Here is a 13,066-nt window from a genome sequence, read left to right as displayed (position 1 = left end):
CATGAGCGAGCTCGGGAATGTCAGCCTTTGCTGCGGGATAGCTGCGCAGCTGGTCGGTAACGATCTTGCGCGGCAGCGGGTTTGAACGCAGCACCCGCCGGAAGAAGCGCTTTGCCGCAGCCTTGTCGCGCCGCTTTTGCACCAGCACGTCGAGTTCGACACCATGCTCGTCGACCGCTCGCCACAACAGATACGGCTCGCCGCGCAGCGTGACGAACATTTCGTCCAGATGCCATGTGCTGCCCGGCTTGCGCCGCGCCGCTTTGGCACAACGGGCGAATCGAGCGCCGAACTTGTCATACCAGCAACGGACCGTTTCGTACGTGACCACGACACCACGCTCGAGCAACAATTCCTCGATGTCGCGAAGGCTCAGGTTGAACCGGAAATACCACCGAACCGCGCAACTGATGACGACGGCTGGGAAGCGGTGACCGTGATAAAGCGATTTCGTTTTCTTCATCACTTCATTCTACCGCCGCCTCCCCATCAACCTGACAGAGCCCTCTGAATGGTGCCCGAGAAAGTGGCGCGGTCAACTGGTCGTCGTGATGGCGATCGGCACGATGGCGGGTGGTACGCTCGGCGGAGCGATTGCCGCATGGCTGATTCCCGCATTCGGATGGCACAGTATTTTTCTTGTAAGCGGCAGCTTCACGCTGTTATGCGCGGCGCTGAGCGCGTTCTATCTACCCGAATCGCTGTCGTTCCTCGCGCGAAAAGGCAGACACGAGGATGCTCAAGCGTGGGTCACGCGCGTGATGGCTCGGACGGCGAACGTGAATCGGGACATCGCTGCCGAACCGTTCGAGGACGGGGTCCCGGCTGAGGTAGGTACTCGCTTGCTGTCCTCAGCTAATCTGCGCGTCAATGTCGGCTTGTGGATCGCATTCTTTGCGATCTCGTATGCGTCGTTCGCGTACATGAGCTGGACTCCGACTGTGCTCGTCGGCGCCGGATTCAATCTGCTCAGCGCGATCAAGTGTACGTCGATTTACACGCTGTCGGCCGCGATCGGGGCGGTGACCTGTGCGATCTGCTTGCCCCGCTTTGGGTCGCGCCTGTTGCTGGTGGGCTCTCTCGGTATGACGATCGCGGCAAGCTTCGCGCTTCCCAACCTGCTCGCGACGGGTATTGCGGCCACGGGCGCAGTGAGTATCGCCATGTTTGTGGTCGGCTTCGGGGAAGGAATGTCGACATCGACCATCTATGCACTTGCCGCGATGGCTTATCCCGCCCGCGCCGCCATGCTCGCTGAAAAATTTCCTGACGTCGCGCAGGTCCTGACCTTGAGCCAGCCCTCGCCCGAAATGCTGGGTGACCCGGAGCAGTCACCCGAATATGCACGCGTGGCGAACGACGGAATGGCCGAAATATGCAGCCGATGGCCCGAGCAATTTCCCGTTTTTGTCGCGGCTTTGCCGATGAACAATGTGCCGGCCGCGCTCGAAGAAATGGACCGCGCCATCGGCACACTCGGGGCTCGCGGCGTTCAGGTGGTCACCAATGTGAATGGTCGTCCGTTGGATGACCCGGAGTTCTTTCCGATTTTCGAAGCGATGGCAACGAAATACGAACTGCCGGTGTGGATGCACCCGTTCAGGCCGGGAACGACCTCGGACTACAAAGGCGAAGAGCGTTCAAAGTACGAAGTCTGGCAGGTGCTAGGCTGGCCGTTCGAGACCTCGGTCGCCATGTCGCGCATGGTGTTCTCTGGTCTCCTCAAAAAACTGCCTGCGCTGCGCATCATCACCCATCATTGCGGCGGCATGTTGCCGTACTTCGCTGGCCGCGCGGAGTCGCTCTGGGCACAACTCGGCAGCCGCAGCGCCGACGACAGCGAAGCCGATGTCCTCAAGCGGCTCTCGAGGCCACCTATCGAGTACTTCAAGATGTTCTACGGCGACACGGTGCTGGGCGGTTCGGCGTCGGCGCTGCGCTGTGGCCTCGATTTTTTCGGCGTGGATCACGTGGTGTTCGCCTCGGATTGTCCATTCGACCCGGAAGGCGGCCCGATGTTTATTCGGGAAGGTATTCGTTCCATCGAGAGCCTGGATTTGAGCGAAGAGGACCGGGAGAAGCTTTACCTCGGCAACGCCCTCAAATTGATGCGCATGCCGCGCATCGGCAAGCAATGAGCGCGGTGGCGGGGCGGCCCGCTTCGGCCGGAGTCGGCGCGCCCGCGCGTGGTCCGGCGGTGATGCCGACGCTCTTCCTGCCGCGAACTTTATTCGGCGCCAATGCCGTTTCATCGCTCGCGAGCGAGCTTGATGCGCTGGGTGTCAGACGGCCGCTGCTCGTGACAGATCGCGGTGTGGTCGCAGCCGGCCTTGCCGCGAAGACGGTGGCTGCATGCGGCGAGGCCGGATCGGTCGTCATCTTCGACAATGTCACCGAGAACCCGCTATTTGCCGACGTCGACAACGGTGCCGCGGTCTATTCGCGTGAAGGGTGCGATGGTGTCGTGGCGCTGGGCGGAGGCTCCGTCCTCGACACGGCGAAACTCATCGCGCTGCTGGCAACCAATGTGGGTTCCGTAGCCGACTACGCGGGCGTGCCGAACGCAGTCCATGTAGCGGGCGCGCCGTTGATTGCCGTTCCTACCACGGCGGGTACGGGAAGCGAGGCGTCGCCCTCGTCCGGAATCCATCCTGATGCGTTTACCGCATCGGTCGGCATGAACTCGCGCTATCTAGTGCCGGCCGTCGCCATTCTCGACCCCGAGTTGACGCTCAGTCTACCGCCGCGCCTGACTGCGGCGACCGGCATCGACGCGTTGTCGCATTGCATCGAAGGCTATCTGTCGACGAAGAGCGTGCCGCTTGGCAAAGCGATTGCGCTGGACGGTATCGCGCGCGTCGCCGCCTACTTGCGGCGCGCCGTGACCAACGGCGATGACATGGCCGCTCGCGCCGAAATGATGATGGCTGCCTACGCCGGCGGCGTGTCTATCGGTATGGGCTTGGGCCCGGCGCATGCAGTCGCGCTGTCATGCAGCGATCAGGGCTTTCATCATGGGATATTGAGTGGCATTGGTCTTGTCGCGACCCTGGATTTCACCGCTGAAAGCCGGCCCGAGCAGATCGCGGAAATCAGCTATGCCTTTGGGCTGGATGGTTCGATGTCTCTCTCGCAGGGCGTCGCCGCGCTGATGCGCGAACTGGGTCTGCCGGCGACGCTTGCGGAGTTGGGTTACCAGTCGACAGATATGGCGACGCTTGCGTACGCCGCGCATCTCAGCCACTTCAATCTGTTTGCCCCGGTTCGTCCGACGTCGTCCGACTATGCGGCGATGCTGGGGGCTTCACTGAAACCGACGTAACGCGCTCATGGCAACCGGTAACAGCACTGCTTTTGGATCAAACAAGGAACCGAGATGCAAAATCCTTCAACGACGCAAATAAAAAAGTACCGCCAACTGATCGCGGGCGAATGGGTTCAGGCCGCGGGCGGCGCCACGTTCAACGACATGAACCCCTACGACGATACGGTTTTCGCCGAAATTCCGGCGTCCCGTGAAGTCGACACGCAACGAGCGATTGACGCTGCCGCCAAGGCGTTTCCCACGTGGGCCGCGATGGGCGCTCGCGAACGCCAGGCGTTGTTCCTCAAGGCCGCGGATATTCTCCTGCGCCGCGCAGACGAGATTGTGCTGTTAATGGCGCAGGAGACCGGCTGCGCAAACGCGTTCTCGCGCTTCCAGATTCAGTGGGCTGTGGGCCTGCTGCGGCAAGCGGCCGGCTACCCCTATCTCTCTGGCGGCGAAATCGTTCCGTCGGACACGCCCGGCGTTTTTGCCATGGCGATTCGCAAGCCGCTGGGCGTAGTAGGGGGCATTTCTCCATGGAACGGTTCTTTAGCGCTGGGGTTTCGCACGGTTGTCGCGCCGCTTGCTTGCGGCAACACCGTTGTGTTGAAGCCTTCTGAAGATGCACCAGTCTGCGCCGGATTGCTGATCGGCGAAATCATGACGGAGGCAGGTTTCCCGCCAGGCGTGCTCAACGTCATTACCCATGCGCCGGGACAGGTTGCTCAGATTGCCGACCCGCTCTTCGAGCGTCGCGAGGTGCGCGCCTACAACTTTACCGGGTCGTCGGCCACGGGGTCGATTCTCGCAGCGCGTGCCGGCAAGCATCTGAAGCGGATTTCGCTGGAACTGGGCGGATATAACCCGATGATCGTCCTCAAGGACGCCGACCTCGAGTACTCGGTCGACACAGCGATTTTTGCGGCGTTCTTCCACCAGGGTCAGATTTGCATGAATACACGCAAGATCCTTGTGGACCGAGCGATTTTCAATGATTTTCTCGAGCGCTTCGTATCGCGTGCGAAAACTATCAAGGCTGGGGATCCCGCGGACCCAGCGAACAAGATCGGACCGCTGATCAATGATCAGGCCGTGGCCAATGTGAAGAACGGAATTGCCCAGGCGGTGAAGGCGGGCGCGCGTGTTCTTGCAGGAGGGAACTGCAACGGCCGCTGCTTCGAGCCGACTGTGCTCGTCGATGTGCCACCGCATGCGCCTATTTACTGCGAGGAAGTCTTTGGGCCCGTCGTACAGGTGGAACCGTTCGACAGCGAGTCGGAAGCCCTGCAAAAAGCGAACGCCACCCAGTTCGGCCTATCGGCTTCCGTGATGACAGGCGACGTCTGGAAAGGCGTCTCGTTCGCCGGCGAAATCCAGGCGGGGATGGTCAATGTCAACGGGCCGACGATGGGCGGTGAGCCGCAAATTCCGTTTGGCGGCGTCAAGGACAGCGGCTGGGCTCGCTTCGGCAGATGGGCCATCGAGATGTTTACCGACCTGAACCTCGTCACGGTTAGCAGAGACAAGCGCAAGTATCCGTTGTGAGCGAGGCTTTGTTACGCTGAAGCGCACGGCATTGCAGTGGCTCCGCTCGCGGGAGGGCGGAGCCATGCGGGCCTCAGGCATCCGCCACGTAAAATCCGCAGGAAACAAAAAAGTCACGATAGCGCTTCACGTAAGCGGACTTTGATTTGATTTCGCGTGTCACCGGATGGGCGAATCTGAAGTCGACCCAACCGCTACCGCGCGTTTTGCTGACCGCAAGCAGTTGAGTACCAAAGGCTTTTCCATCCGCGTCGTTCAGCTTTCTGGTATCGAGCCCGACGAGCCGGGGGTTGCCGCCGTGGGCGACTATCTCGCCGTCGAGTCGTGCGACCACCAGATAAAGATCCCGGTCAGCGAACTTGCGGGAGGCGAGGTTGTTGATCTCCTGGCTCAAGTCCTCCATACCCGATTGATCGGCATGCGTGATCGCCGCATCGACAAGCGCCATGGCGTCATCTCTGTCGCCGTATTCGCCGGAACCGACACTGAATCCTGATACCACGTTTGTCAACGAAATAGCCTGCTGATGCAGACTGTTTGCGGCGCCGGCGATTTCCTCGGCGAGCCTCGCATCTTCGTCAGTCATCCGGTCGATGTGCAGCAGAGCGGCGTTGATGCTTTCGACGCCCGCGCTTTGCTCCTGGCTAGACGTGCAGATCTCCGTCATCATCGTCGCGATATCCGTTACCGCCGCCTCAATATCCCGCATAGACGTGCCTGCGAGCTGCGCCCCGTTGTGACCGGCCTGTATCTTTGCCACGGAATCCTTGATCAACTTCCGGATTTCCGTGGACGCCGCAGCTACCCGCTGCGCCAGCACACGGACCTCAGAGGCTACGACCGCAAAACCGCGCCCCGCGTCGCCCGCTCGCGCGGCTTCAACCGCCGCGTTCAGCGCGAGAATATTGGTCTGGAACGCGATACCGTTGACGACATCGGTGATGGCTGAAATCTTCGCGGAGCTTTCGCGAATTTCTTCCATCGCGGCTTCGAGGTTCATCACGACGCCGCTTGCGTGCGCGGCGGATGCGGCCGCTGTCGCGATCATCTGATTGGCCTGGTGTGCATTTTCTGCGGTCTGACGCACCGCCCCCGTGATCTGTTCCGTCGAAGCGGTAGTTTGTTCAAGCAGTTCGCGTTGCCGGTCCGCACGGGCCAGTAGCGCTTTGTTGTCGGCCGAGAGGAGACCTGAAGTCTGCGCGAAGCCCGCGGTCTGATTGCGTACTTTGACCACGACGTCTCGTACACGCGCTGTGAGATCGTGGACCGCGTGCTCCGATTCGCGGCTGCCGGGGTCCCGCGCTAACGTTTCCAGGCGGCCATCTGCGATGTCGCGGATCCTGGAGAGGAGGTCTGTGTTTTGCCTGCGTGCGGACTGAAGCTTCCAGCACGCCGCAAACGCGCAGGCGGCGAACCCGGTCGTCATGACGCGCAAGATGAGCAGCGTGACGTCATTTCTTGTCGTAGACGACAGAAGACCCGTGGCGCTCCAGACTGCGAGCCACAGAACAATCGCGGCAGTCGCCATCATTGGCGCGCCTGCCGTCCTGCCGGTGATCGGCATCAGTAATTTTTTTAGCCGCATGGTCCGATTTGCATTTTTTGTGGGGATGAGTTCTGTTGGCTTTGGCACGGCGACGGGGCGCGCGGTGGCCCGTTTTCCTCCGGACCGCGCGACAAGCTTCGCGGCTACGCCGTATCCGCGCGATATAAGTACCCATTCGCAGCCATCGCTACGCCCGCGAGCACAGCCGGAATGGCGAAGACGATGAAAGCCGATTGAGGTGAGTGAACGGCCATCAGCAGGGGGCCGCCGGTCAGCGCGCCGACGATCGACCCGAGCCGCCCGACGCCCAGGGCCCAGCTCACGCCGGTGGCCCGCGCAGCGGTCGTGTAAAAGCTCGCGACGACTACATTTGCGCCCGTTTGCGCACCCGACAGCCCAAGGCCGGCCATGAAGACGGTGAGGTAAAGGAGCGCCGGTCCGTCGAGCGAAAAGCCGATCAGCGTGATCGACACCGCGGCGACCGCATACGAACCGGCCAGCACGACGAACGGATTGATCTTGTCCATTAGCCGGGCGTTGATCAGTGCGCCGATGGTGCCGCCCAATGGAAGCATCGCACCGAGGCGCGCGGCGCGGACGGCATCAGAGCCGGCGTCGGCAAGTACGGTCGGAAGCCAGCTCGCCAACTGGTAATAGACCCACAGCGTGCAAAAGAACGCGAACCATAACAGCAGGGTGCCAGCGCGATAGTGCCGGTCGAAGAGTACCGAAGTGGCAGATCGCGAAACCGTAGGTAGTTTCGTTTCTTCTGGGAAGGCGCGTTGCAGAGGCATGTCAGGGTCGCCGGTCAAGCGAGCCAGGGTGCGACGCGATTCGCATTCAAAGCGCGGTTTGCCGGCCATAAAGTGCAGCGACTCGGGCAACCAGATCCACACACACGGCGCGAGACACAGCGGGAACAGTCCGCCAAACACGAATACGCCGCGCCACCCGAAGGCCGGAATCAGCACCGACGCAATCGCGCCGCCGAACGCCAGACCTGCGGTGAAGCCACAAAACATCAGGGTGACCATCGTCGCGCGACCGCGAGATGGACTGAATTCCGACGACAACGTAATGGCGTTGGGCATTGCGCCACCCAGGCCGAGCCCGGTCGCGAAGCGCAGGTAGAGCAGCCAGCGCGCGGAAGGTGCGTACCCACAGGCGAGGCTGCCGATGCCAAACAGCACGAGCGAAATCGTAATGACACGCTTACGCCCGATACGATCCGCGAGCGGGCCGAACAAAAAACTGCCTACCGTGAGTCCAACGAGTGCGGCGCCAAACAGCGGACCGAGTTCAGCGGGGCTGAGCGCCCATGTTTTTTGGAGCAGGGGGCCGACGAAGGCCACCGAGGCAACGTCAAAGCCGTCCGCCGCAACGACAAAAAAGCAGAGCACCAAGGTTAGTATCTGCAGCGGCGACACCTGTGCTTGCGCAAGGGCGCTCCCCGGCGAGTCGGCAAACTGCTCGACACCGGGTGCGAGTGGGTCTACCTGTGTCGATCGGTTCGTCATCATGGCGTGGTCGGATGGATCATGCGGGAGAGGGCTTGTGCCACTCTCCGAGTGGCTTTTCTTCAGAACGTTTGACGGATGCCGACATTCGCGCCGTAAGTTGTTCCGGGTACCTCATTGAGGATGCTGTGTGTGGTCAGCGACAAGCCGGTGTTCATCGCGCCGTGATTGTTGACCGCCCCGAACTGGGCATACAGCGAGGTCCGCTTCGAAAGCAAATAATTCACGCCCACGGCGCCCATAACCGAGTGATTGGTGGTGTCGGAGCGGTCGCTCGTCACCCACACGCCGCCGTTGATATCGACGGTCGGGAGTACGTACCAGTCCAGACCGCCGCCATAAATATTGTTGTTGAAACCGCCTGCGACTTTGTAGCTGACGAACGAGAGCTTGGCCGTTACTGTGCCGAGCCGGTAGGCCATGCCCAGCGTGCGACCCAGGAACGCGGTGCTGGTCGGAATCGGGGTGACGGTGCCGCCGGCGTTGCCGTCGTAAATCGCAGCATTGACGAGAAGCGTGCCATTGTCGTACTTCAGGCTGCCCGACCACTGCTTGCCGGCCTGAAAGTTGCCTGCGACCCCGCCTGGCGCGAACATGGCGCTGCCTTCAAATCCCCACAGCTTTGGGCTACTGTAAGTGATGGCATTCGAGTTGACCGAGCCGGTAAAGCCGGCGTTGTCGCCATAAATGACGATGCCGCTCCCGAAGGTGGAGAAGTGCCGCGGATCCGAGTCGATCAAGGTCAGGAAGAAAGGTGAATTCTGTTCGCCCAGCCGGAATTTGCCGAAGTTTCCTTCGAGGCCCACCCACGCCTGCCGACCCCAGAGATTGCCGTTAGAACTGGCGAAGCCGCCGTTGGCTAGACTGATACCGCTCTCGAGGTTGAAGGTTGCGCGGTATCCGCCACCCAGATCCTCCTTGCCAATCAAGCCGAAGAGGGATGGTCCGTTTCCGCTCGTGGTAAATGCATAGGTCGCGCCGGCATTCTGGCCTTTGGTATTGGGTGTCTGGCTGGCGTACTGCAATCCCGCGTCGACGATGCCATAGAGCGTGACGCTGCTTTGCGCACGAGCGAGACCCAAGGACATCATAAGCATGCTACCGACAGCTACGCGCATCGTTGACCGGGAAAGGATATCCATTTCATCTCCAATATTATTTAGTATTGCTTATATAGAACTTCAGTGATCGATCGACTCCGGCAGGCTTTTCCCGTTCATTCGATGCAGCTTCCCAGACAGCGGGAGCTTCGCGGGCGATGACCGTTTGCCTCGCCTGCACAGAGATCGGACGGGACGTTATCCAGTTCGCTCACTTCATGCTTATTTTTAGTAGACGCCTCATTCAGCCTGGCGAAAAGAAAGCAGGATGGGTGACGACGGTGTTCATTCTATGGATCGGCGGCGGCGCGTCAATTTGGGGTTTTTGCGCCCATAACAGTGTACGAACTGTCATCCTGACCAATGCGTGGCCCTATGGGCGCGAACGGAAAGAAGGATTGATAGCGCGGATAATCCGGGTCAACGGATAAAACGGTTACGCTTTTGGTCGTTGCGCAGTCCTGCCCCAGGTGCGTCCATGCGGGCGGCTGAAAGCGGCGGCTCAGCCCGCCGGCGACAGATAGCCGGGAGTTCCAGTTGCTTGAGCCATCAGGTAGGAATGGGAAAACGCAGTGGCCACGTCAGCGGCCGCGTAGGGCACGCCCAATCCGCGCAGTGTGATGCGGATGACGCTGCTGATGTAGGCCTGAGGGTCTTTCGAGCGTCCCAGCATGATGGTTCGCATGCCTTCTACGGTTGCGCCCATGACCGAATCGGCGGCTGCGGTTACGTCGTCGAAGTGCAATTTGGCCTCTGCGGCGCCGGCACGCAGGTCGTGATAGATGTAGTCGAGCAGAATCGACTCGTGGGGGATCAGTTCCGCTCTGACGACGAAGCCTGCCCAGCGGCGGTCGGTAAGCGCCCTGGCGAGAAACAGGCGCATGCCAGTGCTGACGCGTTGCAGCGGGTCGGTCAATACGTCGTAGACAGGCAGGATGTCGAGCGTCATTCGATCGGTCACCTCTTTCCCAACCGCGATCAGGGCCTCTTCCAGCGAGGCAAAATGCTTGTAGAAGGTGCCGCGTGAAATGTCAGCCGCCTTGACGACATCTTCGATCGACGTTGAAAGTTTTTTCCGTTCTGCGAATACTTCCATTGTCGCGTTCAGAATGCGCACGCGCATGGCATCGCGCTTCTTGCGCGCGGCTATGGTTCGGTGATCTTCCTGTAAGGTGCGCCCGGACGCAGTTGCGCGGTGTTCGAGGGCGGAGTGGTGCATCAAAGGCTCCAAGAACCGGTTTTGTGTGCGTGTACGCTTTGCTTCGCAGAAGGCGTGTATCCGCACAGTATATATTTTTTGATCTGTGCTCAACAGCAGGGAAGTCACGGGCGGCAGTTGCCGTGCTGAGCGCAGGAGCGGTTCTCCGCACAAGCTGCGCATCGCCTCAGAGAGGCCTGTCCAGCGGGGCTTGCGCGCATTCGATCGGCTTCCCGGCACAGCTGTCGCGCCGCCAGAGTGACGAACCATGCACTCTGACGGACACGAAAACCCTAGATTGACGCGTTTGGGCGAAAATCTACAATGCACACACTGCTCACGGCGAAGATCCTGACCGGAACGTCGGCGATCGAAGTGTCCAGCCCGGAATCCCCGTGACCGGAAATAGAATTCGCCGGTGTAGTTCGGATCGCTAATTATTAACGTGATCTCTGGCGATTGTCGCGATTTCCCAAACGCCTTTTTTCTCCGTGCCGCTAACCATAGAGACACCTATGACAGTCGAGCCTTCAAATACCTCGAAACCGCATCCGTCTGTTCACGTAAATCTGATAGACGCAGCGCGCGGACTTGGCCCGCTGCTGGCGAAGAACGCGAAACAATCGGAACAGGAGCGCCGCGCCCATCAGGAGAACATCGATGCGATTCGGGAGGCGGGCCTGTTCAGGCTGATGGTGCCGAAGCGCTTCGGCGGCCACCAGGGTTCGGTTCGGGACCATCTCGACGTCTCTGCGGCACTCGCGGAATCCTGCGCGGGCACGGCATGGGTTGCGGCGCTGACCAACGTTTGCGCGTGGTTTACGGGACTGTATTCGGAGCATGCCCAGCAGGAGGTATTCGGCGCGAATCCGGATGCGCGGGTGGCCGGCGTTTTCTCGCCGTCGACTGACAGCCGCCGTGTCGAGGGCGGCCTGATCGTGTCGGGCAAGTGGTATTGGTCGTCGGGCAGTTTGCATGCCGACTGGCTGATGGTCGGCGTCATGGAGCACAACAGCGATGGCGAGTTTGTCGGGCAATATCTCGCGTTGATACCCAAGTCGGAAGTCGCGATCGAAGATACCTGGTACACCGTGGGCATGCGAGCCTCGGGCAGCAACTGCGTGGTGGCGAGCGAGGTATTTGTGCCTGACCATCGTCTGCTGGATATCCGGGCGGCGATCAACAGCGACTACGCAACCGAATTCACCGATGAGAGCGAATATCGCGCAGCGTTTGTACCCGTCGCCGCGCTCGTACTGGTCGGGCCGCAACTCGGCATTGGCCGCGCGGCGTTGAAGTACGTGATGGAGAAGGCACCCCAGCGGAGCATTGCTTACACCACCTTTGAGAAACAGACCGCCTCGGTCATGTTTCAGGCGCAGATCGCCGAAGCGTCGCAGAAGATCGATACCGCCCACCTTCACGCTTATCGCGCCGCGGCCGATATCGACAACGCCGCGCGGCGAGGCGAGAAGATGGACTACTTGACGCGGGCTCGTGTGCGCGCGGATTCGGGGCTCGTCGTAACCGCGATTACGGACGCGCTCAACATACTGATATCCGCGCACGGTGCGGGGACTTTCGCGGAAGCCAGTCCGCTGCAACGCATGTGGCGCGATTCGAACACGGCGGCGCGTCATGCCGTGGTGCTGCCCGCAGTCGGTATCGAGGTCTATGGCAAGGCATTGCTCGGCGTCGAAAACACGGTCACCCCGCTGGTTTGAGGTGCGAGGCGAGCAGCGCCTCAAAAGACGCGTAACAACGCGAACGGAACGGAACGGAAATCATGTCGGGAATCAGTAATCAATGAGTTCAGCAGCTAACGGTATTCCGGGCGACGACGTGCGCGTTGCAAGCGGCGCAAAAACAGGCCGTATCGATGTCCACGCGCATTTTCTGCCGGAGAAATATCGTTCGGCGCTCGTGGCAGCGGGTCATGCCAAGCCATCGGGCATGCCGGGCATTCCCACCTGGAGCGTCGAACAGGCGCTCACCACGATGGACCGGCTGAGCGTCGACACTGCGATTCTGTCGATCTCCGCACCGGGTCTGCATTTCGGTGAAGATGCGGCGGCGCGTGATCTCGCGCGGCATACGAACGAGGTGGGCGCCGACGCGTGTCGCAACCACCCCAAACGCTTCGGGCTGTTTGCGTCACTGCCATTGCCGGATATCGACGGTTCGCTCAGCGAAATCGAGTACGCATTCGATACGCTCAATAGCGACGGCGTTGTAGTCGAATCGAATCACAACGGCGTGTACCTCGGCGATCGCAAACTCGATCCCGTCTTCGAGGAACTGAATCGCCGGCACGCGAAGGTCTTCATTCACCCGACCAATCCGCATTGCGCGTGCTGCCAGGACCCAACCGTGTTGCCGCCGATCGGTTATCCGTTTCCGATGCTCGAATTCATGTTCGAGACGACCCGCGCCGTTTTCAACCTGATTCTGTCGGGCACGCTGGAGCGCTTTCCGAACCTGACGATCATCGTGCCCCACGCGGGCGCCACCATTCCGATTCTGGCCGATCGCGTTGCGGGTCTGTCGCCGGCGCTGGGTTTGTCGAAGCCGCTGGATCCGGCGAATTTCTACCGCGCGTTGCGTGGCCTTTACTACGACCTCGCGGGCTTTCCGCTGCCGCGTCAGATCGGTCCGTTGCTGGACATCGCCGATCCGGCGCACATCCTGTACGGCAGTGATTGGCCCTATACGCCGGAACCGCTGGCGATCGACCTCGCCGCGAAACTCGACGCGAGCCCGCTGCTGTCGTCCGCGTTGCGCAGCGACGTTATGCGCAACAACGCGCTGGCGCTCTTTCCGCGCTTTGCCTGACATTCATACTAATACGACCTC

General features: G+C 60.8%; 10 protein-coding genes. 5 read left to right on the top strand and 5 right to left on the bottom strand.

Annotation, left to right across the window (positions count from 1 at the left end):
• Positions 1-463, bottom strand: a 463-nt coding sequence (locus HHL24_RS40385) for an IS6 family transposase (protein ID WP_169490867.1), incomplete at its 3' end; no start/stop codon positions are given.
• Here HHL24_RS40385 and HHL24_RS44400 point away from each other — a divergent pair.
• From HHL24_RS44400 to HHL24_RS40370, 3 genes are read left to right on the top strand one after another with little or no spacing between them, the layout of a single operon-like run.
• On the top strand, positions 462-2,138 hold the full coding sequence (locus tag HHL24_RS44400) for an MFS transporter (RefSeq protein ID WP_329606824.1): 1,677 nt from the start codon (positions 462-464) through the stop codon (positions 2,136-2,138). The two genes, HHL24_RS40385 and HHL24_RS44400, sit on opposite strands and share 2 nt — an antisense overlap.
• Positions 2,135-3,322 carry an iron-containing alcohol dehydrogenase gene (locus HHL24_RS40375; protein ID WP_230417781.1) on the top strand — a complete coding sequence of 396 codons (1,188 nt, stop codon included), beginning with the start codon at positions 2,135-2,137 and terminating at the stop codon, positions 3,320-3,322. Before HHL24_RS44400 ends, HHL24_RS40375 begins: the two co-directional genes overlap by 4 nt.
• 54 nt (positions 3,323-3,376) lie before the next feature.
• Complete coding sequence (locus tag HHL24_RS40370) at positions 3,377-4,852, top strand: aldehyde dehydrogenase family protein (RefSeq protein WP_169490865.1); 1,476 nt, start codon at positions 3,377-3,379, stop codon at positions 4,850-4,852.
• A 73-nt stretch (positions 4,853-4,925) separates the two neighbouring features.
• Here the strand turns inward: HHL24_RS40370 and HHL24_RS40365 are convergent, their stop codons facing one another.
• From HHL24_RS40365 to HHL24_RS40350, 4 genes are all read right to left on the bottom strand, one after another.
• The gene (locus HHL24_RS40365) at positions 4,926-5,900 is read right to left on the bottom strand and encodes a methyl-accepting chemotaxis protein (RefSeq protein ID WP_407947553.1); all 975 of its coding nucleotides are present in this window, start codon (positions 5,898-5,900) and stop codon (positions 4,926-4,928) included.
• A 641-nt stretch (positions 5,901-6,541) separates the two neighbouring features.
• The gene (locus tag HHL24_RS40360; protein ID WP_230417780.1) at positions 6,542-7,918 is read right to left on the bottom strand and encodes an MFS transporter; all 1,377 of its coding nucleotides are present in this window, start codon (positions 7,916-7,918) and stop codon (positions 6,542-6,544) included.
• Positions 7,919-7,977: 59 nt separating this feature from the next.
• A complete protein-coding gene (locus HHL24_RS40355; RefSeq protein WP_230417779.1) occupies positions 7,978-9,057 on the bottom strand; it encodes a porin in 1,080 nt (359 codons plus the stop codon).
• 460 nt (positions 9,058-9,517) lie between these two features.
• Positions 9,518-10,342, bottom strand: coding sequence for a TetR/AcrR family transcriptional regulator (locus tag HHL24_RS40350; RefSeq protein ID WP_329606823.1), 825 nt, complete (start codon positions 10,340-10,342; stop codon positions 9,518-9,520).
• Positions 10,343-10,728: 386 nt separating this feature from the next.
• Here HHL24_RS40350 and HHL24_RS40345 point away from each other — a divergent pair, with 386 nt between their 5' ends.
• Complete coding sequence (locus HHL24_RS40345) at positions 10,729-11,937, top strand: acyl-CoA dehydrogenase family protein (RefSeq protein ID WP_169490863.1); 1,209 nt, start codon at positions 10,729-10,731, stop codon at positions 11,935-11,937.
• Positions 11,938-12,019: 82 nt separating this feature from the next.
• On the top strand, positions 12,020-13,045 hold the full coding sequence (locus tag HHL24_RS40340) for an amidohydrolase family protein (protein ID WP_169490862.1): 1,026 nt from the start codon (positions 12,020-12,022) through the stop codon (positions 13,043-13,045).
• Positions 13,046-13,066: the final 21 nt, after the last annotated feature.

Origin of the sequence: Paraburkholderia polaris, assembly GCF_012927345.1 — a bacterium.
GTDB classification, from domain to species: Bacteria; Pseudomonadota; Gammaproteobacteria; order Burkholderiales; family Burkholderiaceae; genus Paraburkholderia; species Paraburkholderia polaris.
This window is presented reverse-complemented; position numbering and strand designations above follow the sequence as displayed.